The sequence below is a fragment of the Acidovorax sp. Root217 genome, assembly GCF_001428645.1.
Classification (GTDB): Bacteria; Pseudomonadota; Gammaproteobacteria; order Burkholderiales; family Burkholderiaceae_C; genus Acidovorax.
The window spans coordinates 200,026-226,519 of the sequence record NZ_LMIH01000016.1; the positions used below are offsets into that span (position 1 = coordinate 200,026).

A 26,494-nucleotide genomic window follows, 5' to 3' on the forward strand; every position below is an offset into this window, starting at 1 on the left:
CAGCGGCCCGGGTTGCGCCCGTCAGGCGCCAGCCGCCGCAAACCGCTCGCGGTAGCCCTTGGGTGACACGTTCAGGTGGCGCATGAATGCGCGCCGCATCACCTCTTCCGAATTGAAGCCGCACTGCACTGCAACCGCCTTGTTGCTGTGCCGGTGCGCCTCGATCAGGCGGCAGGCCTTCTCCAGGCGGATGCGCTCGACCGCGTGGGCGGGCGTGGTGCCGGTGTGGGTGGTATAAAAGCGCGCAAAGGTGCGCAGGGTCATGCCCATCTGGTCGGCCATGCGCGCCACGTTGAGGTCGGAGCGCAGGTGTTCGGCAATCCAGGCGTGCAGCCGGGTGATGCGCTCGTCGCCGGCCGTCTGCTCCAGCAGCGCACTGCTGAACTGCGACTGCCCGCCGGGCCGCTTGTAGAACACCACCAGCTTCTTGGCCACGGCCATCACGATGTCGCGGCCCAGGTCGGCCTCGACCATGCCCAGGGCCATGTCGATGCCGGCCGTGACCCCGGCCGAAGTCCACACCCGCCCCTGGCGGAAGTAGATCGCATCGGGCTGCACCGCAATTGCCGGAAAACGGGACGACAGCTGCTCGCAGGCGGCCCAGTGGGTCACCGCGCCGGCCCCATCAAGCAAGCCGGTGTGCGCCAGCACGAAAGCACCGGTGCACACCGATGCCAGCCGCTCGATGCGCGGTGACGCCCGCTGGATCCACCGCGCCAGGGCGGCCGCCGCAGGCGTGTCTGCCGCTTTGCATGATGGGGTGGCCGGCCGAAACACCCCGGGTCCTCCAGGCACCACCAGAGTCTGCACGGTTCTGGCCAGCCGCTTGGGCAAGGGCCGCGCGAGCACTTCGACCCCGCTGGAGCTGCAGGTCGCGCCACCTTCGAGGCCATAGACAGCGGTCTCGTAGACCGCAGGCCGCCCCGCCAGACGCAGCTCATCGTTGGCCGTGGCAAACACCTGCAGCGGCCCGCTCACGTCGAGCAGCTGGAATTGATCGAACACAAGAAACCAGACCTGGTGCGCGGGGTGGGCCATTGGGGCAAAGCGAGTTGGCAGAAATCGTGGTTGTTGTGTCCTGACGGACAAGCAGCCCGATCCTACAGTGGAGCCATCCCTCCCACCCACGAAAGCCAACCCCCATGAACATCGGCATGCTTGTATTTCCGGACATCACGGCCATCGACTACGTCGCGCCCGCCGACCTGCTGGTGCGCATACCCGGCGCGCAATTGAACCTGGTGTGGAAGCACACCGACCCGGTCCGCACCGAGCTGGGCTGGGAATTCCGCCCCACGGCGTCCTTCGATACCTGCGGCCAGTTGGACATGCTGGTCGTACCCGGCGGTCCGGGCATCGAGGCGCTGCTGAGCGATGAGGAGACCCTGGCATTCCTCGCACGCCAGGCCCAGGAAGCGCAATGGATCGTGGGCATCTGCACCGGCCCGCTGGTGCTGGGCGCCGCTGGCCTGCTGCAAGGCTACCGGGCCACCTGCCACTGGGGATCGCACGAACTGCTGTCCCTGGTAGGCGCCACCCCGGTCGATGAACGCGTGGTGGTGGACCGCAACCGCATCACCGGTGCCGGCATGACCTCGGGCATCGACTGTGCGCTGCAGGCGATTGCGCTGGCCAGCAGCACCGAAGTGGCCCAGGGCATCCAGCTGTTTGCCGAGTACGACCCAGAGCCGCCCTTTGACACCGGCTCGCCGCACAAGGCGCCGGCCTCCCTGGTGCAGGCCGCGCGGGCCCGGCTTCACCCCATCGTCGAGCGGCGCCGTGCGCTGCTGACCCAGCGCCAGGCCGCCTGACCACCATCCCCCCAGCCCCACGAGGACGCCATGCCCCACCCTTACCCATTCGCTCTGTCCCGCCGCCGCTGCCTGCAAGCCGCGCTGCTGGCCCTCCCACTGCTGGTCGCAGCCGGCGCCGCCCAGGCGCAAACCTACAGCGGCCCCATCCGCATGCTCGTGGGCTACCCGCCGGGCGGCCCTGCGGATACCACGGCGCGCATCGTGGCCGAAAAGCTCGCTATGCAACTGGGCCAGCCCGTGCTGGTGGACAACAAGCCCGGCGCGGGCGGGCAGATTGCCGCCCAGGCCCTGAAGGCCGCGCCCGCAGACGGCTCCGTCATCTTCATGAGCAACACCCACACCGTGGCCATGGTGCCGCTGACCATGAAGGCGCCGGGCTTTGCGCCCGCCACCGACTTCCGGCCCCTGGGCGCCGTGGCCAATTTCGAGCTGGCGCTGGCCGTGCACCCCAAGACAGGGGCTGCGAACCTGGCGGAACTGGGTACCTGGTTCGCCGCGCACCGCAGCGAGGCCAGCATCGGCGTGCCCGCCCCGGCCAGCGCACCGGAGTTCATTGCCGGCGAAGTGGCGCGCCAGCTCAAGGCCGACATCGTGCCCGTGGCCTACCGGGGCGCCACCCCCATGGTGACGGACCTGCTGGCCGGGCAGATCGCGGCCGGCGTGTCGGGCATCTCGGATTTTCTGCAGTACCAGAAGGCGAGTCGGCTGCGCATCCTGGCAGTCAGCCGCACAACGCCCTTGCTGCCGGGTGTACCCTCGTTCGCGCAGGCGGGCCTGCCCAGCCTGGACGCAACCAGCGACTTCCTGGGCCTGTACGCCCCTGCCGGGCTGAACGACGCGACCGTGGCCCGCTACAACACGGCGCTGAACCAGGTGGTGGCCCTGCCCGAGGTGGTGGCCAAGCTGCAGGCCAATGCCATGACACCGGCTGCAGGCACGCCCGGCGAGCAAGCACTGCGGCTGGCACAGGTATCCAGGGCGCTGGCAGCGCTGGTCGCGCAAAGCGGGTTCGTACCCCAGTAAGCGGGTCCGGATTCATTGCTTGGCCGGACATGCCCAGGCTGTTACAAAGGAGTGCCCGCACAACCCCAGCACCCACAGCTATTTGCCTCCTGCATGTCCTCCGCACCGCACTCCGCCGACACCCTCTGCTCTCCCCATGACCGCGGCGCGCTGCAGGTGCCCTACCTCAAGCGCTGCTGGTCCAGCTGGATGGCCGCGCGCCAGGGCCAGGCGGGCTCGGGCATGCAGGAAGCACATCGCACCCAGATCGTGCTGGCCGCACTGGGTGTGGGGCTGGAGCAGACCATGCAGCACGTGCTGCGCGAAGCACCGGACTTCGCCGACTTCGAGGACTGGATCGTGCGCACTGCGGGTGCACCCGACGCCGCCACCGTGGCACGCATCCAGGCCCTGGTCGACGGTGGCCCGCCGCCCGATGCGCTGCGGGAACTGCACGCCCGGATAGAGGCCATGCCGCCCGTGCTCGACGCGGCCGATCTGGCGCACTGGGACACCCATGGCTACGTGGTCGTGCGGCAGGCCGTGCCCGCAGCCGACAGCGCCGCCGCCGCGCAGGTGGTGTGGGACGCGGTGAACGCCACGCCGGACGACCCGGAGTCCTGGTACCCCCATGCACCGCGCAACATCATGCTGCAGTTGTTCCAGCACCCGGCCTTCGAGAAGAACCGCCGCTCCCTGCGCATCCACAAGGCCTTTGCCCAGCTGTGGGGCACGGCCGACCTGTGGCGCAGCACCGACCGCTGCGGCTTCAACGTGCCCGAGCGCCCGGGCCATGCCTACGGTGCACAAGGGCTGCACTGGGACGTGAGCCTGGCCCAGCCCATCCCGTTCTGCACCCAGGGCATCCTGTACCTCACCGACACACCGCCCGAGCAGGGGGCACTCACCGTGGTGCCCGGCTTTCACCGCACGGTGGGCGACTGGCTGGCCCGCCTGCCGCCCGGCGCCGATCCGCGCCGCCAGGACTTCCAGGCCCTGGGTGCCACGCCCGTCGGCGCAGGCGCAGGCGATCTCGTGATCTGGCACCAGGCCCTGCCCCACGGTGCCAGCCCCAACCGGGGAACCCGGCCGCGCCTGGTGCAGTACATCAACATGTTCCCCGCCGAGGTGGCGACCCACGACACCTGGCTTTGACAAGGAGACACCCCGCCATGGACACCACCCCAGCCAATCCAGCCAATCCAGCCTCCACCTTCGTGGCCACGCACGCCACCAACGCCCCCTTCACGCGCGGCCTGCGCTCGTTCTTCGAGTACCGCGACCTGGGCATCAAGGACGCCACCGACGGCCGCGTGGTGGCCCACGTGATCCGCGCTGCGGGCGGTGCCGAATTTTCGAGCCAGCCGCACCTGCACCGCACCACTTTCCAGCTAGTCTACATCCTCAAGGGCTGGATCGAGTTCGAATACGAGGGACAGGGCGTGGTGCGGCTCGAGGCCGGCTCCTGCGTGTACCAGCCGCCCGGCATACGGCACCGAGAGCTGGGGCACAGCGAGGACGTGGAGATGCTGGAGGTGGTGATGCCGGGCGAGTTCCCCACCGAGCTGGTCGATTCGGTGGGCGCCTGACAACGCCAGGGCGCCAGCGCGCGCCGGTAGACTTCATGCACCAGGAACAAAGCGAGGGAGTGCAATGGGCGTCGGCAGATTTTTTTCGTGGGTCATCGTGGTGATCCTTGCGCTGGTGCCGGTCAACTGGCTCCGGCTGTGGCTGCAGGGGGAGATTCCCCCCAGTGCCACGCTTTTGCAGGCCGTGATCGGCGTGGCCCTTTGCTGGGGTATCGCGGGCGCCCTGGGTTTCTTTCTGGTGGTGAGTGCGCGCGGCATCAGAATCCGCAAAGCCCGCGAACAGCAAGCCCTCGTGCGCTTGCAGGAACAGCCCCTGACCCCAATGGTTCCGCGCCAGGCCTTGGTGCGGCCCGGAGAAGTCGCCTATGCAGCGGTCGAGGCGGGCCTGCGAGAGGTCCACACCGTGGGCTACGAAACCGAGACAGCGGGAACCAGCCACCCGCAACTGTTTGGCGTGGGCACCAACCACCACAGCAATGCCACCAGCATGGCAGTGAACGAGGCCCTCATCGTCGCTACCGGGGAGCTGGTGGTGACCGACGAGCGCGTCATCTTCGCGGGCGACCACAAGTCCTTTGTCCTGGCGCTCAACGCTCTGGTGAATATCAGCGCGTACACCAACGGCTTCACGCTGAGCGACGGCCGGGCCACCCACACGGTGGTCATTGCAGACCCCTACCAGCACACGGTCTTCCGGATCACGCTCCAGAAGGCACTGCAAGCGGTCGGAATGCGCTGAATTCCGGGCTACCTGGGTGCTGCTGCACCCACGCGCCACACGGCGTTGCCCACGTCATCGGCCACCAGCAAACCACCGCGCGCATCCACGGCCACACCCACGGGGCGGCCATAGGCATCGCCGTCCGGGCTCACAAAACCGGCGAGCACGTCGATGGGCAGGCCCGAAGGCTGGCCATCGACAAACGGCACGAACACCACCTTGTAGCCGCTGCGCGGCTTGCGGTTCCACGAGCCATGCTCGCCCACGAAGGCGCCGCTGGCCAGCTGTGGCGCCAGGGCCGGCCCTTGCGAAAACGCCATGCCCAGCGGCGCCACATGCGAGCCCAGGGCATAGTCAGGCGACACGGCCTTGGCCACCAGGTCGGGCCGGGGCGGCTGCACGCGCTCATCCACATGCTGGCCGTAGTAGCTGTAGGGCCAACCGTAGAAGGCGCCATCCTTCACCGAGGTGAGGTAGTCGGGCACCAGGTCGCTGCCAATCTCGTCGCGCTCGTTGACCACCGTCCACAGCGCGCCCGTACCGGGCGCCCAGCCCAGGCCGTTGGGGTTGCGCAGGCCGCTGGCGAAGATGCGGTGGGAGCCGCTGGCGCGGTCCACCTCCCAGATAGCGGCACGGCCCTCTTCGGCCTGCATGCCGTTCTCACCCACGTTGCTGTTGGAGCCCACGGTCACGTAGAGCTTGCTGCCGTCGGCGCTGGCGATCAGGTTCTTGGTCCAGTGGTGGTTGATGGGGCCGCCGGGCAGGTCCACCAGCTTGGTGCCCGGGGCGGTGATGCTCGTTTGCCCCGCCTCATAGGGAAAGCGCACAACCGCATCGGCATTGGCCACGTAGAGTTCGTTGCCCACCAGGGCCATGCCGAACGGCGAGTTCAGGTTCTGCAGAAAAACGCTCTGTGTTTCGGCCCTGCCATCGCCATCGGCGTCGCGCAGCAGCGTGATGCGGTTGGCCGAGGGGCGTTTGCCCGAGCCGGCCTTGCCCATCACCGTTTTCATGACCCAGCCCTTGATGGCGCCGAGCACACCACCCGATGGCGCGCCCTCGCCCTTGGGCGGGGCCTGGCTTTCGGCCACCAGCACGTCGCCGTTGGGCAGCACCAGCACCCAGCGCGGATGGTCGAGCCCGGTGGCCAACGGCGTGACCGACAGGCCCGGGAGGCTGGCGGTGGGCATGGATCCCTCGGGCCAGCCTTTGGCAGGGGCGATGTGCAGCGTGGGAATCAGCGATTGGTTCGGCGCCGGCAAGGTGGGCGACTTGCCCATGCCCTGCTCGGGCGAGAGGATGGCGGTGTCACCGCAGGCGGCCAGGCTGGCCGCCAGCACCGTGCCGGTGAGCAGCGCCGGCCAGGGACGCGATGTCAGGGAGAAGGAAAATGGCATGGCGATGGGCCTTTGTGGCGAGCGATGGCTGCAGTGTGGAGGGCCAGGCACGCGCGCCCTGTCAGCCAATTGCGCAAAATGCGCAGCCCCGCGTTACATTTATTTCCACAACCCTAACGCATTGGCCGCCGCAAGAACTTCCATGAGACTCAAGACCGTTGTCCTGCTGGCGATCATTTTGCTCATCGGCTTTTTCGCCGTCGAGAAGCTGCGCCTGGGCCGGGTGGACAAGCGGCTGCAGGGCCAGTCGGCCACGCAGCAGGTGTTTGCCGAGGTACCGCAGCAGACCTCCACCAGCGCTGCCCCCTTTGCGTTGAAGGAGTACCAGGTCAAACCACTGGCCCAGTTCGCCATACGCGCCAGGGTGCTGGGGCGCGAGGAATACTCCTTTGGCCGCGAAGCCGATCTGTCCCCCGTGGACCTTGCCTTGGGCTGGCGGCGCATGGCCGAGCCGGCGGTGTACGAGCCCTTGAACATCACCCAGGGCGGGCGCTGGTACCGCTATTCGTGGTCGAGCCAGCCACCGATCCCCCTGCAGGAGATCATCGAGTCATCGGCCAACATGCACATGATCCCGGCCAACGCGGCCGTGGAGCGGGTGCTCAAAAAGGCGCGCACGGGGCAATTCATCCGCATCACCGGCCAGTTGGTGGAGGTAACGCACCCCGGCGGCTGGCGCTGGACCAGCTCACTCACCCGCTCGGATTCGGGCGCCAACTCGTGCGAGCTGATCTTCGTGGAGACGGCGCAGGTGGAGTAGCCACTTCGGTGCGCTGAAAAAGACAAAATTTCACCGACAAGGTGTCCAGATGTGACGCCTGTCGGTTCCGTGGAATTTTTCACGGTTTTTTGGATAACCTTGCACTGGCGACACAAGGCAATGCCGCCTGCGCGACCTTTGGCCCCGTCCCCAGTGCACGAAGAGGAGCTCCCCATGGCGAAGATTCTGGTCACCAAGTACGAACACCAGGCCGATGCAACCGTCTGCGAAGTGGCCCATGAAAGCCAGGCCGACCTGTGCTGGTACGAGGCCGCCTACGAGCCCCAGGCGCGCGGGGACACCACCTGGTACTTTGTTGACTACGCAACCCAGGCCAGCTTCAAGATCTTCAAGGTGAAGTTCGAGAGCCAGGCCGACATCAAGGCCTTCCAGGTCAAGACGCCCGAGCAGGCGGGCTGGCGCGATGCGGGTAACAGGTTCAAGGGCAAGATGGGCTGAGGGGCCTCGGCCACCACCAGCAAAAAGCCTCTGCCGCGCATTTACTGCGTGGCAGAGGCTTTTTTCGCAAGGGCAGCAAAGCTGCCGTGACAATGCGCCGCCCCTTGGCTCGGGCTAGTCCCAAGGAGTACTATCTTGCTCTCGGAAGCTGACGCTTGATAGCTTCGTAGCGGGTTTCGTTGCTAGTACTTGCCACATTCGAAAACTTGGTGGTCATGAAAGGCTGCAACTTCTCCAGGCGGTCTTTAGGCGCCGGGTGTGTTGTGAACAGTATTTCATACGCCGTGTTGGAACTGGAACCCGTGGCCGCATACATGTTCAACACCGTGGGCAGGCCAATGGGTGCGTAGCCAGCACGGGCAGCATACAGAACACCCTGGCGATCCGCATCGAACTCATCCGACTGGTCCAGGCCCTTACTGTAGATATCTTTCGCCAAGCCAATAACGGCAGAGCTCACCATGGCATTGCCTGAGCGCGCCTGGATTACACCGCCTGCGGCCTGAGCGAAACCGCCTTTCTTCAGCGCAGACAGGTAGTGGCCCCGCGTCACGTGGGCTATCTCGTGACCCAGCACGCCGGCCAGCTCTGCTTCGGACTTGAGTTGGCGCATCAGGCCAACAGTAATAAAGACAAAGCCACCAGGCGTAGCGTAGGCATTCACGGCCTCAGATTCAGTGACACCAAAACGCCATGCGAATTGGATCTCCTTGCCATCCTTGTCCTTGGGTTTTTCGGCCTGAGCAGCAACCCACCAGCCGACTTGGCTGACATAACGCTGCACTGGATCGTTTTTCAGCAGCGGAGCCGCGCCCAACAGAACAGACGCGAAGTCATGGCCCATGGCGCGTTGCTCTTCAGCAGAATAGTCCTTGAAGGCCGTGGACACGCCCTGAATCACATCCAAAGCGCCGCCCATGCGCGAACCACCACCAGAACCACCGCCCAGTACGGAAGAAATAGCGCCCAACCCACCAGGCGCACCACCGGCTTGCGGCATGGTTTCACAACCGGTTAACAGTGCGACCGTAACCAGTGCCATGGCTGCAACTTTGAAGCGTTGGATTCTCATTTTTCTGCTCCGGTGTACGCATCAATCTTCTGTGCCACGACCTTGCCATTGCGCGCAAAGGTTTCCGCTTGGTTCATGTTGATAGCGTATTTTTCCAGTTGTGCCATTTCAGCCGGGGCAGGTTGTGCCTTGGCCAGATCTTCCTTGGTGAAGCCTCGGGTACCGGTGGTAGGAGTAGCCCGATTGGTCGGAGCGGAGAACAGACCCGCCAGGTTAGTTCCCGAACTCGCCGGCGCAGCTGCAGGCGTCGCCTCCAGCGACTTCACGTGCGTCAGGCGCACCCAGCCTTCGTAGCGTGCGAACTTCACCTTGACCCAGCCGCTCTGGGCTTCGGTCTGCTCGAGCTTGTTGCCTTTGGCCAGGTTGACCAGCACTTTGCCGTCAAAGGCTGGTGTGGCGCGTAGCTGGGTAGCCGTGGTGACTTCCAACTGTTGGGCGTGCACACCGAGACCCAGCCCCAGCAGCAACGCAAGCAGCAGGCCCTTCAAAAGGCCTACGAATGATGTGTTCACTTTCCTTCTCCTCTCTCTATGTCAAAACCGGGGTTGCGGCGGGTGCCGACTCCCCCATCGACGAACGGCGCTGCGGCTCGAAAAGCCGCACCGCCTGGTCACGGCCCTTTACTTCGAAATCGCCGCGGTCAATGAAAACAAATGTTTCCCCGCATTGTGCCCTTGTCGACTCGGAAACCAAAACCCGGGCTATGCCTTTTGTGCAACCTTCGATGCGGCTGCACAGGTTGACGGCATCGCCGATTGCGGTGTAGTCCAGCCGCCGGGAGGTACCGAGGAAGCCCACCACGGCCGACCCCGTGTGCACACCGATGCCGATGTCGAATTTGGCCGTGGGGTCCTCGCGCGCCATGTCGTCGGCAAAGCGCTGCAGCGCATCGGCCATGCCCAGTGCCGCCTCCACCGCCAGCACCGCATGGTTGGGCTGGGCGATCGGAGCCCCCCAGAAGGCCATGATGGCATCGCCGATGAATTTGTCCAGCGTGCCCTGGTAGCGAAAGATCACCTCCACCTGCATCTCGAAGTAGCGGTTGAGGATGTTCACGATTTCCTCGGGCTTGCGGTGCTCCGACAGGCTGGTGAAGCCCCGGATGTCCGAGAATAGCAGCGTGATTTCGCGGCTGGCGGACACCTCGGCCTCAGCCACTGCTTCGGAAAGATCCTGCACGATGCGCGGGTCCACGAAGCGCGAGAACATGGCCTGCACATGGCGCCGCTGGCCCATCTCCAAGCGCGAAGACAGCAGGCCGAAGGCCAGCAGCGCCACGGCGCCCAGCACCAGGGAGGACACGGGCATCCAGTACACATGCGCCTGCTGCAGCGCGATCACGCTGCCCCCAATGGCAGCAGTAGCGAGCGCCCCGTAACCAACGACCACCCAGGTCGGCGACACGCGCACCACAAAAGCCAGCGCCAGCCCGCAGACCAGCAGCAGAACCAGGGACGGATTCACCCAGTCTGGCGCCTCACGCAGCCACTCGTTGTTCTGCAGGTTGGCCAGCCCTGTCGCCAGGACGAAAGGGCCAGGCGTCGCGGCGTCCATGGGCGTGGGCACGAAGTCCAGGATGCCGCTGGCCGTGGCGCCGATCACGATGATCTTGCCGCGCGCGTCAAACGGCAGCTTGCGATCACCCGTTTGGGTGGCCAGGTAGGCCTTGGCGTAGGAGATGCGCGTGAAATCCGTGCCATACCAGTTGAGGCGAAAGCCGGGCTTCTTGGGTTGCGGTAACTGCAGGGCGTCGGCCACCCGGCCGATGATGTGCGGGATCCACCAGCCCTCCGTCTCGCGGCCCACCTCGGTACGGCGGCCTGTGCCGTCGCGGTCCTTGATGAAGTTGATGTAACCAGTGCGCCAGACCTCCACCGGCAGCGACAACGGACCTTCGATGCCGTAGGCGGCGTCGGGGTTAGCATTCGCCAGGGGGCGAATGCCCATGGCGGGTGGAGCCATCGTCAGAGGCGCTTTCTGCTCAGTTCCCTCCTCAAGCACCATGGGAATGAAAGCACGCTCAAAAGCCAGGGCCTTGGCCAATTCCGCATCGTTCTCGGGACGAAAGCGGTCGGGCTGCGTCAGGATCAGATCCACAACGATGGCTCGTGGTTGCTGGGCCGCCAGCGCGGAAATCATTTCCGCGTGGATCACCCGTGGCCACACCCATTTGCCGGCAACGTCGAGCATCTGCGGATCGACGAGCGAGAACTGATCGATGTCGATCACGACAATATCGTCCGGCGGCTTGCGGCTGTCCGCATGCCAGCGCAGCAGCGCATCCCCGACCCGGTTGTCGATGGCATCGAGCTTGTGCCAGGTTGTCACCTCGAACAGCGCCAGCGCGCAGAGCATGAGGCACAGCACGGCGTACAGCGCACGGCGGCCAAAGCGCTGGCGCAGCCGGGTGAGCACGGTCGATGAATGGTGGGAAGGGGCAGAAGGCACAACCGAGAGTATCCACGCCCGGCTTCACCGGCGGCAAGCGCATCTACCCTGCGCGTTGCGCTCCCCCTACTCGTCAGCGCGCATCAGCCCCCGGTGCACACCTGCCGCTGCTCGCCCAGCCCCGTCGCGCCCAGGCGGACCACGTCGCCGGGCTTGAGGAACCAGGGCGCGGGCTTCTGGCCCAGGCCCACGCCGGCGGGCGTGCCGGTGAGCACGATGTCGCCGGGCTCCAGCGTCATGAACTGGCTGATGTACGCAATCACCTGGGGCAGGCCGAAGATGAAGTTGCGCGTGTTGCCGTTCTGCACGCGCTGGCCATTGACTTCGAGCCACAGGTCCAGTGCATGCGGGTCGGCCACCTCGTCGGCGGTCACCAGCCAGGGGCCGACGGGGGCGAAGGTGTCGTAGCTCTTGCCCTTGACCCACTGGCCGCCGCGCTCGATCTGGTACGAGCGCTCGGACACATCGTTGGCCAGCACATAGCCCGCCACGTGCTGCAGCGCGGCTGCCTCGTTCACATGGCTGGCGCGGGTGCCGATGACCATGCCCAGCTCCACCTCCCAGTCGGTCTTGAGCGAGCCGGGCGGAATGCGCACCTCGTCGTTCGGCCCGCTCAGCGAGGTGATCGCCTTCATGAACAGCACGGGCTCGGCCGGCGCCTGCATGCCGGCCTCGGCCGCATGGTCGGCGTAGTTCAGGCCCACGCAGACGATCTTGCCCACGCCACCCACGGGGCAGCCCAGGCGGGGCGTGCCCTCCACGGCCGGCAGGCGCGTGGCGTCGATGGCGGCCAGGGCGGCCAGCGTGCGCGGGTTGAGCTGGGCCGGGCCCAGCTCGGGCAGCAGCATGGAGAGGTCGCGCAGCACGCCCTCGCTGTCGAGCAGGCCGGGGCGCTCGGCGCCAGGTTGTCCGTAACGGATGAGTTTCATGTCGGGATTGGTTCAGGATGCGGGAAGGCGCCAGCATACCCATCTGTGGCCGCCAGCAGGTACCGAGCCGTTTAACATCGCAGGGTTGCGCCGCAACGGTGCCCAGAACCTGATCCCGCTCTGCTCCCCATGGCCCCTGCCGTCCCGCCCTCTCCCATCCAGCCCGTACCGGCAGAGCCGCGCCCCGCCCCGCGCAACTGCACCGACCTGTTCTGGTCCTTCACCTGGCTGGCGCTGCAGGGTTTTGGCGGCGTGCTGGCCGTGGTGCAGCGCGAACTGGTGGAACGCAAGCGCTGGATGACGAACGAGGAATTCGTCGAGGAATGGGCCGTGGCGCAGATCATGCCGGGCCCCAATGTGGTCAACCTGTCCATCACCATCGGCGACCGCTACTTCGGCTGGCGCGGCGCGCTGGCCGCGCTGGCCGGCATGCTGCTGTTTCCACTCATGCTGGTGCTGTCGCTGGCCGTGGTGTATGCCCAGTTTGCCAGCCACCCGGCCGTGGCCGGCGCCCTGCGTGGCATGGGCGCGGTGGCGGCCGGGCTGATCGCGGGCACGGGCCTCAAGCTCTCGGCCACACTGCGCACCCACCCGCTTGGGCCGGCGGTGTGCTCCGTGCTCACGGTGCTGACCGTGGTGGCCATGGCCGTGCTGCGCTGGCCGCTGATGTGGACGCTGCCGATCCTGGGCGGCGCGGCCTGCCTGCTCACCTGGCGAAAGCTCGCACCATGACCGGCGCCACCATCAGCCTGGGCTGGGCCGACTGGCTGCAGCTGTTCCTGTACTACATGTCGCTGTCGCTGCTGGCCGTGGGCGGCGCCATCGCCACCGCGCCCGACATGCACCGCTTTCTCGTGGAAAAGCAGACTTGGCTGACCGACCCGCAGTTCAACGCCTCCATCGCCATCGCCCAGGCCGCCCCCGGGCCGAACGTGCTCTTCATCGCCCTGCTGGGCTGGAACGTGGGCCTGAACGCTGGCGGCGCCGGCCCGCTGGGCTGGGCGCTGGGCGCCCTGGGCATGGCCGTGTGCATGGTGGGCGTGATGCTGCCCAGCAGCCTCTTGACCTGGCTGGCCACGCGCTGGGGCCACCGCAACCGCGAGCGGCGCGGGGTGCGCGCCTTCAAGCAGGGCATGGTGCCGGTGGTCATCGGCCTGCTGCTGGCCACCACCTGGGTGCTGGCCCAGGCGCACGGCGGTCTGGCCACCGCCTGGCCGCTGTGGCTGGCCACCGTGGTGACCATGCTGCTGGTGTGGAAGACGCGCCTGCACCTGCTGTGGATGCTGGGTGCCGGCGCGCTCCTCGGTGCCCTGGGTTATATGGGCTGACCGTTGATGTGCGAGCTGGACTTGATGTACAGCGTGATCGGGTTGCCTGCACCATCGTCGCCGGTGATCACCAGGGGCAGGCCGGTGCCCTTGGCCGTCCACCCTGCCGACACGCGCGCGCCATTGGTCCATTCGAACTTGCAGGCCGTATAGGTGCCGGCCGGCACGGTGATGCTTTCCTGGCCTCGGTAGGTAAAGGTCTGCGCTTCGCGGACGGTGCTTGTCTGGGTTGGCAATCCCGGTATTTCCATGGTGGTCTGCCGCACCTCGTTCAAGGTGTAGCTCTCGTTCACGGCCAGCGAAAAATCGCGGATCCGGTTCACCGGGGTGTTCACGATCGTGGTTCGGGTACCTGCCAAGGGCACGTCCATGAGCACGATGCTTCCGTAGCGCAGCAGTACGGGCCCCTGCGGCGTGTTCTCCACGCTTTCGTACTCCCGCACGCGGGATGTGAATGGGGGCGCCCCGGCCCGGCCCACCGACACGGTGCGCTCGGTTTCGATCACGCCCGTCTGCCCCGCAAAACTGGCCGGGCCATTGATGCGCCCCTCGGTGCTGAACTGCACGGCGCCGTCACTGGACTGCCAATCCCAACGGTAGGTCGTTCCCTGCTGCAACAGCACCGGGTTGAAGCAATCCGACGCGGCGCCGGTGCCCGTGCCGGGGGGAGGCACGGACGTGGTCTCGCACAGCGCAGCATTGAGCTGGCACAGGGCCGCCGTCAGGTCCACGATCTGCCCCGCGGTCTGGGTCTGGCTGGCCACGAGAAACTTGCCATCGCTGAAGGCAAAGGCATTGCCCACCGAAGGGTAGAACCGGTAGGCATAGGGCCCGGCCATTCCGTCCTGCCCGGCACCGGGCGGAAAAAGGGCGGGGAACGAGCTTTCAAGCCATTGCCGCGCCGCGTCGCGGCTGGAGGGGCGTACCGACAGCTGCGCCTGGGCGGTGGCGACAACCGATACGCCGAGTGCCAGCGCTGCAAAGCGCCTGATTGATGATCGCATCATGGTTTCTCCGGTGAAGGCGTAGACCAGGAGCTCTGCATACCCCGGCTTGCCAGATATCCCCGCGTGAACAGACCCTGTCACCTGCAAGGCACGGGTTCCCTGCAGGCTGGGCGAAGTGTCCTCTTTGCAGGGCACTGAAGTCCATAGGCCCACTGGCTGGCAGGCGCCCCCGCCGTGAACAACATCACGCACAGGCCTGCCCCTATCGCACGCACGAAGGGCGCTGTCCTCAGCAGGACTCAAAAAAAGCAGCAACAATGCTTCCGAACAGTCCCCCGCATCCCCATCCAAGGAACCCCACTCCATGAACCTCCGTCCCCTGGGCCGCTCGGGCCTGCAAGTTTCCCCTCTGTGCTTTGGCGGCAACGTCTTCGGCTGGACGGCCGATGAGGCCACCTCGTTCCGGCTGCTCGACGCCTGGGTGGACGCCGGCTTCAACTTCGTCGACACGGCCGACGTGTACTCGCGCTGGGCGCCGGGCCACACGGGCGGCGAGTCAGAGGCGGTGATCGGCCGCTGGCTCAAGCAGAACGGCAAACGCAACCGCATCGTGCTGGCCACCAAGGTCGGCAAGGACATGGGCGACGGCAAGGTGGGCCTGCGCCCCGAGTACATCTGCCAGGCGGTGGACGCCTCGCTCAAGCGCCTGCAGACCGACCACATCGACCTCTACCAGTCGCATGACGACGATGCCGCAGTGCCGCTGGCCGACACGCTGGGCGCCTACAGCGACCTGATCAAGGCCGGCAAGGTGCGCGCCATCGGCGCCTCCAACTTCACGGCGGCACGCCTGGCAGAATCCCTGCAGACCAGCGAAAGCCTGGGCCTGGCCCGCTACGAGAGCCTGCAGCCCCTGTTCAACCTGTACGACCGCGCCGTCTTCGAAAAGGAACTGCAGCCGCTGTGCGTGGAGCAAGGCGTGGGCGTGATCAACTTCTATGCGCTGGCCGCCGGCTTTCTGACCGGCAAGTACCGCACCGAGGCCGATGCCGCCAAGAGCGCCCGCGGCAAGAACACCACGGCAAAGTACCTCAACGAGCGCGGCCTGCGCATCCTGGGCGCGCTGGATACCGTGGCGGCCCGCATTGGCGCCACCCCCGGCCAGGTGGCCGTGGCCTGGCAGATCATGCAGCCGGGCATCACCGCACCGATTGCCAGCGCCACCTCGCTGGCGCAGCTGCAGGACCTGGTGAAGGCCAGCCAGCTCACGCTGGATGCCGAGGCCTTGGCCACGCTGGGCGCCGCCAGCGCGGAGTGAAAGGGTCAAAACCCACGGAAGCATTACACACCGTGGAATCGATGCGAACCTGGCATGCATAAAAAAGCCCGTCACCACAGTGACGGGCTGGCTTCCAGGGTTCTCAAGAACCCAGGTCAATCACGATCACATGTGGTCGATCATCACCTGCCCGAAGCCCGAGCAGCTCACCTGCGTGGCCCCATCCATCAGCCGCGCGAAGTCATAAGTCACCTTCTTCGACGCAATCGACTTCTCCAGCGAGCTGATGATCAAATTGGCCGCCTCGATCCATCCCATGTGGCGCAGCATCATCTCGGCCGAGAGGATTTCGGAGCCCGGGTTCACATAGTCCTTGCCGGCGTACTTGGGGGCCGTGCCGTGGGTGGCTTCGAAGCAGGCCACCGAGTCGGACATGTTGGCGCCCGGCGCGATGCCGATGCCACCGACTTGGGCGGCCAGTGCGTCGGAGATGTAGTCGCCGTTGAGGTTGAGCGTGGCCACCACCGAGTATTCGGCGGGGCGCAGCAGGATCTGCTGCAGGAAGGCATCGGCGATGCTGTCCTTGATGGTGATGTCCTTGCCCGACTTGGGGCTCTTGAACTTGCACCAGGGGCCGCCGTCAATCAGCTCGGCGCCGAATTCCTTTTGCGCCAGGGCATAGGCCCAGTCGCGGAACCCGCCCTCGGTGTACTTCATGATGTTGCCCTTGTGCACGACGGTCACACTGGGCTTGTCGTTGTCAATGGCGTACTGGATGGCCTTGCGCACCAGGCGCTCGGTGCCTTCGCGCGAGACGGGCTTGACGCCGATGCCCGAGGTGTTGGGGAAGCGGATCTTCTTGACGCCCATCTCGTCCTGCAGGAACTTGATGAGCTTTTTGGCCTTGTCGGATTCGGCCTCGAACTCGATGCCGGCGTAGATGTCTTCCGAGTTCTCGCGGAAGATCACCATGTTGGTCTTTTCGGGCTCTTTCAGGGGCGAAGGCACGCCCTTGAAATACTGTACCGGGCGCAGGCAGACGTACAGGTCGAGCTCCTGGCGCAGGGCCACGTTCAGCGAGCGGATGCCGCCGCCCACGGGCGTGGTCAGCGGGCCCTTGATGGACACCACGTACTCGCGCAGCACGGCCAGCGTTTCCTCGGGCAGCCACACGTCGGGGCCGTAGACCTTGGTGGATTTTTCGCCCGCGTAGACCTCCATCCACTGGATCTTCTTTTTGCCGCCATAGGCCTTGGCCACGGCGGCATCGACCACCTTGATCATGACCGGCGTGATGTCCAGACCGGTACCGTCACCTTCGATGTAAGGAATGATCGGCTCGTCCGGCACATTCAGGGACATGTCGGCGTTGACGGTGATTTTCTGCCCTTGGGCAGGCACCTTGATGTGCTGGTAGCTGGTCATGGGCGAAGGTCTCCGTTGGATATCTGAAACACAATGGGGCAGGCCGTGCGGGGTGCAGCCAACCACAAAGATTCTATAGACAAAAAAATGCCGGAAAGCCCTGTCAACCGTGCGGGGGCTGCTATCGTTGCAGGTGGAGCTTCGTGAATTTTTTGCGAAGCCCTCAACCCGATAGTTCGTCTAGGAAATGGCATATATGAAAAAACTCCTCGCTGTCCTGATGGCTGGTCTGTTCTCTGCCGGTGCTTTCGCACAGGCCCCAGCCGCCCCTGCTGCCGCAACCGCTCCAGCAGCTGCTCCCGCGGCAGCCCCCGCCCCCATGGCCAAGGCGGCACCTGCACACAAGCAGTCCAAGAAAATGGCACAGAAGAAGACCAAGAAGCACGCCAAGAAGGCCGCAGCCTGATGCGGCTGGGGGTTTGTGCCCTGCACTGACCCCTGCACCGCTGGTTTGCTTCAGAATCGCCCGCAACCGCGGGCGTTTCCGTTTCTGGCGCCCGTCCCGTCATCCCGTTGCCGAAAGAGTCCCATGACCCGCCTGAGCCGTACCCGCCCCGCCGCCCGAGCCCTTGCCCCCCTTCGCCTGCTGGTCGCTGGCGTACTGGCCATGTCGCTTGCTGGCCTGGCTGCCACCGTCCAGGCCCAGGAAGGCCCGCAGCTGAACCTGCAGCGCGTGGAGCTCTCTGCCGGCATGCACCGCATCGATGCCCAGGTGGCCATGGCCCCCGTGGAGCGCCAGATCGGCCTGATGAACCGCCCCGAGATGCCCCAGCACGAGGGCATGCTGTTCGTCTTCGAGCAGCCCAGCGAGCAGTGCTTCTGGATGAAGAACACGCTGCTGCCGCTGACGGCCGCCTTCGTCGCGGACGACGGCACCATCGTCAATCTGGAAGACATGAAGCCCCAGACGCTGGATTCGCACTGCTCCAAGAAGCCCGTGCGCTTCGTGCTGGAGATGAACCAGGGCTGGTTTGCCAAAAAGGGTATCAAGGCGGGCTTCAAGCTAGGTGGCGCGCCCTTCTCGCGCAAGTGAACCTGCTGCGCCCATAAAAAAACGGCCCGAAGGCCGTTTTTTTTGTGCCCACCCGGCAAGGGCAGGCAGGCCGGTAGCCGGCAATCAGGCGAAGTTGGCTTCGGCGAACTTCCAGTTGACCAGCTTGTCCAGGAAGGTTTCGACGAACTTGGGGCGCATGTTGCGGTAGTCGATGTAGTACGCGTGTTCCCACACGTCCACCGTCAGCAGGGCCTTGTCGGCGGTGGTCAGAGGCGTGCCGGCGGCGCCGGTGTTCACGATGTCGACGCTGCCGTCGGCCTTCTTCACCAGCCAGGTCCAGCCCGAACCGAAGTTGCCCACGGCGCTCTTGACGAAGGCTTCCTTGAAGGCGGCGTAGCTGCCCCACTTGGCGGTGATGGCCGCAGCCAGCGCGCCCGATGGCTCGCCGCCGCCGGCGGGTGCCATGCAGTTCCAGAAGAAGGTGTGGTTCCAGATCTGGGCGGCGTTGTTGTAGATGCCGCCGCTGGCCTTCTTGATGATCTCCTCAAGGGTCATCGTCTCGAATTCCGTGCCCTTTTGCAGGTTGTTGAGGTTCACCACGTAGGCATTGTGGTGCTTGCCGTGGTGGTACTCCAGCGTTTCCTGGCTGTAGTTCGGGGCCAGGGCGTCGATGGCGTAGGGCAGCGGGGGAAGGGTATGTTCCATGGTGTTTTCCTCGTGGTGGTTTGAATTGTGGTGGGCCCGCTGCGCCATGAGTTCCACGCGGCGTGCCTGTGGGTGAACGGGCATTGTAGGAAGAACATGTGACCTGTGCAGCGAAGGGTGCAACGATTCGTGCAAGTCCATGACAATGCCGCGATTGTCCTACAGCAAACGAGGCTGCGATGCGGCGGTGACGTCCACGATGCCGTCGGCCAGCGTGGCGCGCAAGGCGTCGCCAGGATGCACCTGGCGCACGCTGGTGACTGCGTGGCCATCCGCATCGGCCAGCAGCGCATAGCCGCGCTGCAGCACCAGGCGCGGGTCGAGCAGCTCCAGGCGCAGCGCGGCGCGGTCGACCCGGTCGCGCAGGCCGTCGATGCGGCGCTGCACCTGCACGGGCAGTGCCGCAGCGGCAGCCTGCTGCGCCTGCTCCATGCGCTGCAGGCGCAGCAGCACGGCGTGGCGCATGCGCTGGGCCATGCGCGCCATCTGCATCTGCTCGCGTGCCACCAGGCCCGAGGGGCGGCCCAGGCGGGCGGCGGCCTGGTCCAGGCGCTGGTGGCGGGCGTCGAGCTGGCGCTGCAGTCCGTCGGCAATGCGGCCTTCGATCAGTTCCAGGGCACCCAGCCACACCTCGCGCGGCTGCGCCACCAGCTCGGCCGCAGCCGTGGGCGTGGGTGCGCGCAGGTCGGCGCAGAAGTCGGCAATGGTGAAGTCGGTCTCGTGCCCCACGCCGCTGACCAGCGGCACCGGGCTTTGCACGATGGTGCGGGCCAGGTGTTCGTCGTTGAAGGCCCACAGGTCCTCGATGGAGCCGCCGCCGCGCACCAGCAAGATGGTGTCGATGGCCGGCTGGCTGGCCGAAGGCCCCTGCTCCGCCAGCCGGTACAGCCGGTTGAGCGCGGAAATGATGGACTGCGGCGCGGCTGCGCCCTGCACCTGGGCGGGTGCCAGCACCACGGGGATGTGCGGCACCCGGCGGCGCAGTGCCGTGACCACGTCGTGCAGTGCGGCAGCACCCAGCGAGGTGACCAGGCCAATGCCACGCGGCTGCACGGGCAGTGGCCGCTTGCGGGCGCCATCGAACAGGCCTTCGGCCTCCAGCTGGGCCTTCAGGCGCAGGAACTGCTCGAACAGCGCGCCCTGGCCGGCGCGCTGCATGCTTTCCACAATGAACTGCAGGTCGCCCCGGGCCTCGTACACGCCGAGCTTGCCGCGCACTTCCACCAATTCGCCATCGCGCGGCGAAAAGTCAAGCAGGCTGGCGGCGCGGCGGAACATGGCGCAACGCAACTGGCCCTGGGCGTCTTTTACCGAGAAGTAGCAATGCCCGCTGGATGCGCGCGAGAAGCCCGTGATCTCGCCGCGCACCGCGACAGGATTGAAGCGCGCCTCCAGCGCATCAGCAATGGCGCGGCACAGCGCGCCAACTTCCCACACACGGGGCGCCACTGTGGGGTTTCCACGCTCAAACATGAGCAACGGCGGCCATTGGCGCCCCATTGGAGGGCCAAGTCTTCCACAGAAGCGGCGATGCAGCGGCCACCAGTGTCTGAGAACCATTTACCCACGGCAAATCACGAGAGCACGTGCAAGTCATTGATTTATATGTATTTTTCACTGCGCAATTTTTCATCAATCTGTTGCAAGCACGGCGCCAAGCCACTTTGCGGGCCTGAGCGACCCGGTTGCCCACAAAGTTATCCACAGATTTTGTGGGTGACGCTGCGGTCACCCGGAGCATCCGCCAAGGTAACGGTTTGTGACGAAAAGTGGCCAGCAAGCTGGGCCATAATCGCCGATTGCCCCTCATCTGCGCGGAGAGAGATTTGCTGTCCATCATACAAGCCGCAGGCTGGCCCATCTGGCCGCTGATCGTGTGTTCCATCCTCGGTATGGCCCTGGTTATCGAACGTTTCGTGGCCCTCAAGACGGCCCGTGTCGCGCCGCCCAAGCTGCTCGACGAAGCCATCACCGTTTCGTCGAAAAGCCTGCCCACACCCGACGTGGTGAACCAGCTGGCGCAGAACTCTGCTTTGGGCGAGGTGCTGGCCAGTGGCCTGCGCACGCTCAACAGCAACCCTCAGTGCAGCGAGGCCGATCTGCGTGCCGCCATGGAGGGCACGGGACGCTCCGTCGCCCACCGGCTCGAAAAATACCTCAGCGCCCTGGCCACCATTGCTTCGGCGGCCCCCTTGCTCGGCCTGCTGGGCACGGTCATCGGCATGATCGAGATCTTCGGCTCGCAGACCGGCAGCGGTGGCGTGGGGCAGGCCATGGGCGGGGGCAACCCTGCCCGGCTGGCGCACGGGATCTCGATCGCCCTGTACAACACGGCCTTCGGCCTGATCGTGGCCATCCCGGCGCTGATCTTCTGGCGCTACTTCCGTGGCCGCGTCGATGCCTACCTGCTGACCCTGGAACTGGCCTCGGAACAGTTCGTGCGCCACATCCTGCGCCACAAGAAGTGACGGGGCGGCCATGAACTTCCGCCCCCGCGCCAAGGAAGAGCCCGAGATCAACCTGATCCCGTTCATCGACGTGCTGCTGGTGATCCTCATCTTTTTGATGCTGACCACCACCTACAGCAAGTTCACCGAGTTGCAGCTGACCCTGCCCGTGGCCGATGCCGACCAGCAACGCGACCACCCCAAGGAAGTGGTGGTCGCGGTGGCGGCGGATGGCCGTTATGCGGTCAACAAGACTGGCGTGGAAGGCAAGAGCGTCGACGCCGTGGCCCGCGCACTGCGCGAGGCGTCTGCCGCCATCGGCAAGGACAGCGTGGTCATCATCAGCGCCGATGCGATGTCGCCCCACCAGGCCGTGGTGACGGTGATGGAGGCCGCGCGCCGCGTGGGCCTGACGCAGATCACGTTTGCCACCCAGTCATCGGCTGGCGCGAGCGCAGGCAGCGGCCGCTAGCGGACATGGCTGCCGCGGGGCCGCAGCCGCCCTCGTCTGCCGGCCTGGTGCAGGCCTGGCAATCCCGGGGCCTTGCGGCCTGGGCTTTGTGGCCCGTCTCCCTGCCTTACAGCCTCCTGGTGCGGCTTCGCCGGGCCCTTTACCGCCACGGCACACTGCGCTCTGAACACCCTGGGCGCCCGACCATCGTGGTGGGCAACGTGATTGCCGGCGGCGCCGGCAAGACCCCGGTAGTCATGGCCTTGGTGCAGCACCTCAAGGCCCGGGGACTCAAGCCAGGCGTCATCTCGCGCGGCTATGGCCGCAGCACCACCGATTGCCGCGAGGTGCTGGCCGACAGCCCGGCCAGCGAGGTCGGCGATGAGCCCGCCCTGATCGCCCGCAGCTGCGGGGTGCCGGTCTTCGTGGACCGCCAGCGCACAACCGCAGCGCGCGCGCTGCTGGCGCGCTACCCGGGTACCGACGTGATCGTCTGCGACGATGGCCTGCAGCACCTGGCGCTGCAGCGCGACCTGGAGGTCTGCGTCTTCAACGACCAGGGTGTGGGCAACGGCTTTCTGCTGCCCGCCGGGCCGCTGCGCGAGCCCTGGCCGCGTGCGGTGGACTGGGTGCTGCACCCCGATACCACGGCAGCCCCTGCCGGCACGGCAGCCGCGTTTGCATTGCAGCGCGGCCTGGCCGACCATGCCGTGCGCGCCGACGGCAGCAGCCTGCCCCTGCAGTCGCTGCGCGGCCAGCCCGTGCATGCCCTGGCGGCAATCGCCCGGCCCGAGGACTTCTTTGGCATGCTGCGGGCCCGGGGGTTGACCCTGGCGCGCACCAGCGCCCTGCCAGACCACCACGACTTCACCGGCTGGACCGAAGGGACTGGCGCAACGCAGGGCGGACAGTTGCCCCTGCTGTGCACGGCCAAGGATGCCGTGAAGCTCTGGCCACTGCGCCCCGACGCCCTGGCGGTGCCATTGGAGGTGGGCCTGGACCCGGCCTTTTTCGCGGCACTGGACGCCCGGTTGGCCACATTGGTACCGCCACTCTCGCTATCATCGCCCCTGCCCGCCCCCTAGGATTGAACGAACGTTTGCTGGAAAGCTGCCGCCATGGACCCCAAACTGCTTGAACTGCTGGTCTGCCCCGTCACCAAGGGCCCGCTGACCTTTGACCGCGAGCACCAGGAACTCGTCTCGCGCAGCGCGCGCCTGGCGTACCCGGTGCGCGACGGCATCCCGGTGCTGCTCGAAAACGAGGCGCGCACGCTGACCGACGAAGAAATCGAGGCATGAGCGCGGTGGCCGCATCCGAAGCCTTCACCGTCGTGATTCCGGCGCGCATGGCCTCGAGCCGCCTGCCGGACAAGCCCCTGGCCGACATCGCCGGCCTGCCCATGGTGGTGCGCGTGGCGCAGCGCGCCGCGCTGAGTGGCGCCGCCCGCGTGGTGGTGGCCGCCGATGACGCCCGTGTGCTGCAGGCCTGCCAGGCGCATCGCGTACCTGCCATCCTGACCCGCACCAACCACGCCAGCGGCAGCGACCGCCTGGCCGAGGCCTGCGAGCAATTGGGTCTGTCTGGCGACGACATCGTGGTCAATGTGCAGGGCGACGAGCCGCTGATGGACCCCGGCCTCATCGACGCCGTGGCGGCCCTGCTGCCGGCGCGGCCCGAGGCCAGCATGGGCACGGCGGCCCACGCCATCGCCACCCTGGCTGACTACGAGAACCCGAACGTGGTGAAGGTCGTGCTCGATGCACGCGGCCTGGCGCACTACTTCAGCCGCGCGCCCATCCCGCTCGCACGTGACCATGCGGGCACTGCGTGGTGGGACAACGCCACGGGCGCCGTGCCCGCCGGCTTTGCCCCGTTGCGCCACATCGGTATCTACAGCTACCGCGCGGGTTTTCTGCGCGCCTTTCCCACGCTGACGCAGGCCCCCACCGAGGTGATGGAAGCGCTGGAGCAGCTGCGCGCGCTGTGGCATGGCCACCGCATTGCCGTGCACGTCACCGATACCGCGCCCGGCCCCGGCGTGGACACGCCGCAAGACCTGGAGCGCGTGCGCGCCCTGTTGGCGTAGGCCGGCGGATGCCCCGCAGGGGCCGGCAAATGCCCCATGCTGGTGCGCAAACGGGCCATCCTACGCATTTATACGCATGTCATATCGCGCGTGTAAGCCAGTGCAAGGCGGTCACATGCTATCCTCGACCGCAACGAGAGCATTGCATCCCGGGCCCCACAAGCGCCTGCGCGAGCACTGCCGTTGCAGCACACCCCCGCAGGCCCCGCCCCATCCGTGGAGCACTGCGGTCTTTTTTTGCTGCCATGGCCGTGATCGAGCGCCCGCGCGTGGTGCAGCCCCAGCCAGCATTGCCAGCCGATTTCTAACCTTCGAGGACCTTCATGAGACTGATTCTGTTGGGCGCGCCTGGCGCCGGAAAGGGCACGCAAGCCACGTTCATCTGCCAGAAGTACGGCATTCCGCAGATCTCCACCGGAGACATGCTGCGCGCAGCCGTCAAGGCAGGCACTCCGCTGGGCCTGCAGGCCGATGCCATCATGAAGTCGGGCGCCCTGGTCAGCGACGACCTGATCATCAACCTCGTCAAGGAACGCATTGCCCAGCCCGACTGCGCCAAGGGCTTCCTGTTCGACGGCTTCCCCCGCACCATCCCCCAGGCCGATGCCATGAAGGCTGCGGGCGTGAAGCTCGACCACGTGCTGGAGATCGATGTGCCCTTCGAGGCCATCGTCGAACGCATGAGCGGCCGCCGCTCACACCCCGCCAGCGGCCGCACCTACCACGTCAAGTTCAACCCGCCCAAGGTGGAAGGCAAGGACGACGTGACCGGTGAAGACCTGATCCAGCGCGACGACGACAAGGAAGAGACCGTCAAGAAGCGCCTGCAGGTCTACAGCGACCAGACCCGCCCCCTGGTGGACTACTACAGCCAGTGGGCCAAGGCCGACCCGGCCGCCGCCCCCAAGTACCACGCCATCAGCGGCATGGGCAGCGTGGACGACATCACGCAGCGCGCCTTCACGGCCCTTTCCAGCTGACCCGCTGTGACCTGCTGACCTGCTGATTTTTCAGCGGCACCAACGACAAAGCCGGGCATGCCCGGCTTTGTCGTTTTCTCACGGGTGCTTCGCACCCGACATGCTTACTTCTTGGGGGCCGGCGTGGCAGGCACGGGCATGTTCGGCATGGTTGGCATGCCGGGCTTCTGGCCTGGCGCGCAGGCTCCCACCCAGCGCGCCTCGATCACCGAGGTGTCGCTGGACTTGCCCATCATCGGCGGATTGAAGGTACTGTTGACCACGACCTTGTAGGCGCTGGTGAAATCGCCCGTGGCCACGCTCTTGGAGGTGACACTGATCGAACCCATCTTGCACTCCGCGCTGCCGGTGATGGTGTTTCCCTCACGCTTCATGTCATTCTTGCTGCACATGGTCTTGGACGTCTCCAGGGCCATCTTCTGCATCTGTGTTTCGAAGGCCTCATCGGTGCACTGCTGCATGACCATGGGGGGCGCACCCTCACCGGAGGTGGACTTCATCTCCCACAGCCCCGGCTTGCGCTTGGGCAACTCCAGGGCCTGTGCGGGCAGGGTGGCCAGCGCCACGGCAGCGGCTACGAGAGAAAGGGATACAAAGCGCATGACGACGACTCCTGCAAAGTAATGTGCCGGATGATAGTGGCGGCAAACCCCAGCGCTGCACGCAGCAAAGCACATCAAGGAAACGAAACGTGCACTATTCGACGATCCCGGCGCCCACCCGTCGGCCCATCAGCGCTCAAGCCGGGCTTGAGCGCAGCCCGTAGACCTTGCCGTCCACAAACAGGTACTCAGCCCGCAGCACCGCATCGCCCTTTTCCTCGCGCAGCGTGAAGCCCAGCAACGAGATCGCTGTGCCCGGCTTGATCTCGGCCACCTGCCAGGCCTGCATGCGGGTCAGCGGGGCCAGCTCAATCTCCCACTTGCGGTCCTTGCGCGTGGGCAGCACGGCACGGGCCAGCAGGGCCTTGCCATCGACCGGAGCCGTCTGCGCGGGCAAGGCGCGCTGCGCCAGGTTGGGCGGCAACGCCAGGTTGGCGGGCAGCTCCAGCTCCAGCTCGGCATGCGGGTTCTGCCAGCGCACCTTGCGCACGGTGCCTTCGAGATAGATCGGGCGGTCCGCGTCGAAGCTGCTCCAGCCGTGGTGCGCATGGGCCGCCAGGGGAACCAAGGGAAGAACACTGGCCACGGCGAGAACCTGGCGACGCTGCAAAAGCATGGGATTTTTCCTTTCGAATGTCAGAGGTACGCGATCCAGCGGCCACAGGCGACGATGGCGAGCCAGATGAGGGTGGACAGCAGCATCTGCGCCCGCGCCAGACCATCCAGCCGTGCGAGCGAACCACGCCCATGAAACCACGCCGCGTTGCAGCCGGCAAGCATCAACAACAGCATCTTCAGGGTGAAGGCCCGGTTGGCGAGCAGCTCCTGCGGCTGGGTGGCGAACATCACCAGGCCCGACAGAGCCGCCATGCAAAAGCCGCACAGTGCCAGCGAGAGGCTCAGACGCGCCAGATCCCGGGGTGGCAGCGCGCCCCCCAGGCCGAACACCCGCAGCTCCAGCAGCACCAGATTGCCCAGCAGCAGCGCGATGCCCACGATGTGCACCACCTCCAGCGCGGGATAGGCCCATACGTGGGAGCGGAGTGCGGTGAACAT

At 66.2% G+C, this 26,494-nt stretch carries 31 protein-coding genes; 18 read left to right on the top strand and 13 right to left on the bottom strand.

Translation table 11 applies throughout. The annotated features are described in order from the left end of the window. Positions 1-21: 21 nt before the first annotated feature. A complete protein-coding gene (locus ASE31_RS17720) occupies positions 22-1,038 on the bottom strand; it encodes a GlxA family transcriptional regulator (protein WP_057203133.1) in 1,017 nt (338 codons plus the stop codon). 104 nt (positions 1,039-1,142) lie between these two features. Between ASE31_RS17720 and ASE31_RS17725 the strand changes: the two genes are divergently transcribed. The 5 genes from ASE31_RS17725 to ASE31_RS17745 all read left to right on the top strand — a co-directional run bounded on the left by ASE31_RS17725 (position 1,143) and on the right by ASE31_RS17745 (position 5,144). Then, positions 1,143-1,811 carry a DJ-1/PfpI family protein gene (locus ASE31_RS17725; protein WP_057203134.1) on the top strand — a complete coding sequence of 223 codons (669 nt, stop codon included), beginning with the start codon at positions 1,143-1,145 and terminating at the stop codon, positions 1,809-1,811. Positions 1,812-1,841: 30 nt separating this feature from the next. Beyond that, on the top strand, positions 1,842-2,837 hold the full coding sequence (locus ASE31_RS17730) for a tripartite tricarboxylate transporter substrate-binding protein (RefSeq protein WP_057203135.1): 996 nt from the start codon (positions 1,842-1,844) through the stop codon (positions 2,835-2,837). A gap of 93 nt (positions 2,838-2,930) precedes the next feature. Further along, complete coding sequence (locus ASE31_RS17735; protein ID WP_082604225.1) at positions 2,931-3,971, top strand: phytanoyl-CoA dioxygenase family protein; 1,041 nt, start codon at positions 2,931-2,933, stop codon at positions 3,969-3,971. Between the two features lie 17 nt (positions 3,972-3,988). Further along, positions 3,989-4,405 (top strand): cupin domain-containing protein, encoded by a 417-nt coding sequence (locus tag ASE31_RS17740; protein WP_082604226.1) that lies wholly within the window; start codon positions 3,989-3,991, stop codon positions 4,403-4,405. Positions 4,406-4,469: 64 nt separating this feature from the next. After that, positions 4,470-5,144: a hypothetical protein gene (locus ASE31_RS17745; RefSeq protein ID WP_057203136.1), complete on the top strand. Its 675-nt coding sequence runs from the start codon at positions 4,470-4,472 to the stop codon at positions 5,142-5,144. A gap of 8 nt (positions 5,145-5,152) precedes the next feature. Here ASE31_RS17745 and ASE31_RS17750 read toward each other — a convergent pair whose 3' ends face one another. Further along, entirely contained in the window at positions 5,153-6,523 is a 1,371-nt protein-coding gene (locus ASE31_RS17750; protein ID WP_057203137.1) for a sorbosone dehydrogenase family protein, read from the bottom strand. A 142-nt stretch (positions 6,524-6,665) separates the two neighbouring features. Between ASE31_RS17750 and ASE31_RS17755 the strand changes: the two genes are divergently transcribed. Together ASE31_RS17755 and ASE31_RS17760 are read left to right on the top strand one after the other, a co-directional pair. Continuing rightward, positions 6,666-7,283 (top strand): hypothetical protein, encoded by a 618-nt coding sequence (locus ASE31_RS17755; protein ID WP_057203138.1) that lies wholly within the window; start codon positions 6,666-6,668, stop codon positions 7,281-7,283. A gap of 174 nt (positions 7,284-7,457) precedes the next feature. After that, the gene (locus ASE31_RS17760) at positions 7,458-7,742 is read left to right on the top strand and encodes a DUF6150 family protein (protein WP_057203270.1); all 285 of its coding nucleotides are present in this window, start codon (positions 7,458-7,460) and stop codon (positions 7,740-7,742) included. A 130-nt stretch (positions 7,743-7,872) separates the two neighbouring features. Here the strand turns inward: ASE31_RS17760 and ASE31_RS17765 are convergent, their stop codons facing one another. The 4 genes from ASE31_RS17765 to ASE31_RS17780 all read right to left on the bottom strand — a co-directional run bounded on the left by ASE31_RS17765 (position 7,873) and on the right by ASE31_RS17780 (position 12,191). Continuing rightward, complete coding sequence (locus ASE31_RS17765) at positions 7,873-8,814, bottom strand: M48 family metalloprotease (RefSeq protein ID WP_057203139.1); 942 nt, start codon at positions 8,812-8,814, stop codon at positions 7,873-7,875. Then, positions 8,811-9,326, bottom strand: coding sequence for an SH3 domain-containing protein (locus ASE31_RS17770; RefSeq protein WP_057203140.1), 516 nt, complete (start codon positions 9,324-9,326; stop codon positions 8,811-8,813). The genes ASE31_RS17765 and ASE31_RS17770 overlap by 4 nt, the downstream gene beginning before the upstream one ends. A 16-nt stretch (positions 9,327-9,342) precedes the next feature. After that, the gene (locus tag ASE31_RS17775; protein ID WP_235514588.1) at positions 9,343-11,262 is read right to left on the bottom strand and encodes an adenylate/guanylate cyclase domain-containing protein; all 1,920 of its coding nucleotides are present in this window, start codon (positions 11,260-11,262) and stop codon (positions 9,343-9,345) included. A gap of 83 nt (positions 11,263-11,345) precedes the next feature. Then, positions 11,346-12,191 carry a fumarylacetoacetate hydrolase family protein gene (locus ASE31_RS17780; protein WP_057203142.1) on the bottom strand — a complete coding sequence of 282 codons (846 nt, stop codon included), beginning with the start codon at positions 12,189-12,191 and terminating at the stop codon, positions 11,346-11,348. Positions 12,192-12,320: 129 nt separating this feature from the next. Here ASE31_RS17780 and ASE31_RS17785 point away from each other — a divergent pair, with 129 nt between their 5' ends. Both ASE31_RS17785 and ASE31_RS17790 read left to right on the top strand, forming a co-directional pair. Continuing rightward, entirely contained in the window at positions 12,321-12,923 is a 603-nt protein-coding gene (locus ASE31_RS17785; RefSeq protein WP_057203143.1) for a chromate transporter, read from the top strand. Next, entirely contained in the window at positions 12,920-13,519 is a 600-nt protein-coding gene (locus ASE31_RS17790; RefSeq protein WP_057203144.1) for a chromate transporter, read from the top strand. The genes ASE31_RS17785 and ASE31_RS17790 overlap by 4 nt, the downstream gene beginning before the upstream one ends. On the opposite strand, the gene ASE31_RS17795 is transcribed toward ASE31_RS17790, so the two are convergent. Beyond that, the gene (locus ASE31_RS17795; RefSeq protein WP_157412540.1) at positions 13,507-14,523 is read right to left on the bottom strand and encodes a hypothetical protein; all 1,017 of its coding nucleotides are present in this window, start codon (positions 14,521-14,523) and stop codon (positions 13,507-13,509) included. The two genes, ASE31_RS17790 and ASE31_RS17795, sit on opposite strands and share 13 nt — an antisense overlap. A 307-nt stretch (positions 14,524-14,830) precedes the next feature. Here ASE31_RS17795 and ASE31_RS17800 point away from each other — a divergent pair, with 307 nt between their 5' ends. Beyond that, entirely contained in the window at positions 14,831-15,784 is a 954-nt protein-coding gene (locus ASE31_RS17800; protein WP_057203146.1) for an aldo/keto reductase, read from the top strand. Between the two features lie 126 nt (positions 15,785-15,910). On the opposite strand, the gene icd is transcribed toward ASE31_RS17800, so the two are convergent. Continuing rightward, positions 15,911-17,170 (bottom strand): NADP-dependent isocitrate dehydrogenase, encoded by a 1,260-nt coding sequence (gene icd / locus ASE31_RS17805; RefSeq protein ID WP_057203147.1) that lies wholly within the window; start codon positions 17,168-17,170, stop codon positions 15,911-15,913. Positions 17,171-17,366: 196 nt separating this feature from the next. On the opposite strand from icd, the gene ASE31_RS17810 reads away from it, so the two are divergent. Beyond that, positions 17,367-17,576, top strand: coding sequence for a hypothetical protein (locus tag ASE31_RS17810; RefSeq protein ID WP_057203148.1), 210 nt, complete (start codon positions 17,367-17,369; stop codon positions 17,574-17,576). A 201-nt stretch (positions 17,577-17,777) separates the two neighbouring features. Continuing rightward, positions 17,778-18,203 carry a DUF192 domain-containing protein gene (locus ASE31_RS17815; RefSeq protein WP_235514598.1) on the top strand — a complete coding sequence of 142 codons (426 nt, stop codon included), beginning with the start codon at positions 17,778-17,780 and terminating at the stop codon, positions 18,201-18,203. A gap of 84 nt (positions 18,204-18,287) precedes the next feature. On the opposite strand, the gene ASE31_RS32685 is transcribed toward ASE31_RS17815, so the two are convergent. Both ASE31_RS32685 and xseA read right to left on the bottom strand, forming a co-directional pair. Next, a complete protein-coding gene (locus ASE31_RS32685) occupies positions 18,288-18,869 on the bottom strand; it encodes a superoxide dismutase (protein ID WP_057203271.1) in 582 nt (193 codons plus the stop codon). 159 nt (positions 18,870-19,028) lie between these two features. After that, on the bottom strand, positions 19,029-20,342 hold the full coding sequence (gene xseA / locus ASE31_RS32690; RefSeq protein ID WP_057203150.1) for an exodeoxyribonuclease VII large subunit: 1,314 nt from the start codon (positions 20,340-20,342) through the stop codon (positions 19,029-19,031). A gap of 353 nt (positions 20,343-20,695) precedes the next feature. On the opposite strand from xseA, the gene ASE31_RS17830 reads away from it, so the two are divergent. From ASE31_RS17830 to adk, 6 genes are all read left to right on the top strand, one after another. Beyond that, on the top strand, positions 20,696-21,337 hold the full coding sequence (locus ASE31_RS17830; protein WP_057203151.1) for a MotA/TolQ/ExbB proton channel family protein: 642 nt from the start codon (positions 20,696-20,698) through the stop codon (positions 21,335-21,337). 10 nt (positions 21,338-21,347) lie between these two features. Then, positions 21,348-21,788 (top strand): biopolymer transporter ExbD, encoded by a 441-nt coding sequence (locus ASE31_RS17835; protein ID WP_057203152.1) that lies wholly within the window; start codon positions 21,348-21,350, stop codon positions 21,786-21,788. A 5-nt stretch (positions 21,789-21,793) separates the two neighbouring features. Continuing rightward, positions 21,794-22,852: a tetraacyldisaccharide 4'-kinase gene (gene lpxK, locus ASE31_RS17840; RefSeq protein ID WP_057203153.1), complete on the top strand. Its 1,059-nt coding sequence runs from the start codon at positions 21,794-21,796 to the stop codon at positions 22,850-22,852. Positions 22,853-22,885: 33 nt separating this feature from the next. Continuing rightward, positions 22,886-23,068: a Trm112 family protein gene (locus ASE31_RS17845; RefSeq protein WP_057203154.1), complete on the top strand. Its 183-nt coding sequence runs from the start codon at positions 22,886-22,888 to the stop codon at positions 23,066-23,068. Next, positions 23,065-23,856 (top strand): 3-deoxy-manno-octulosonate cytidylyltransferase, encoded by a 792-nt coding sequence (gene kdsB, locus ASE31_RS17850; RefSeq protein WP_057203155.1) that lies wholly within the window; start codon positions 23,065-23,067, stop codon positions 23,854-23,856. Before ASE31_RS17845 ends, kdsB begins: the two co-directional genes overlap by 4 nt. Positions 23,857-24,179: 323 nt before the next feature. After that, positions 24,180-24,836, top strand: a complete 657-nt coding sequence (gene adk / locus ASE31_RS17855; protein ID WP_057203156.1) for an adenylate kinase — start codon at positions 24,180-24,182, stop codon at positions 24,834-24,836. Between the two features lie 104 nt (positions 24,837-24,940). Here the strand turns inward: adk and ASE31_RS17860 are convergent, their stop codons facing one another. The 3 genes from ASE31_RS17860 to ASE31_RS17870 all read right to left on the bottom strand — a co-directional run bounded on the left by ASE31_RS17860 (position 24,941) and on the right by ASE31_RS17870 (position 26,494). Then, positions 24,941-25,438, bottom strand: a complete 498-nt coding sequence (locus ASE31_RS17860) for a DUF3617 family protein (protein ID WP_162261406.1) — start codon at positions 25,436-25,438, stop codon at positions 24,941-24,943. Positions 25,439-25,574: 136 nt separating this feature from the next. Then, on the bottom strand, positions 25,575-26,054 hold the full coding sequence (locus ASE31_RS17865) for a DUF6152 family protein (RefSeq protein ID WP_057203158.1): 480 nt from the start codon (positions 26,052-26,054) through the stop codon (positions 25,575-25,577). A 20-nt stretch (positions 26,055-26,074) separates the two neighbouring features. Beyond that, on the bottom strand, positions 26,075-26,494 hold the full coding sequence (locus ASE31_RS17870; protein ID WP_057203159.1) for a hypothetical protein: 420 nt from the start codon (positions 26,492-26,494) through the stop codon (positions 26,075-26,077).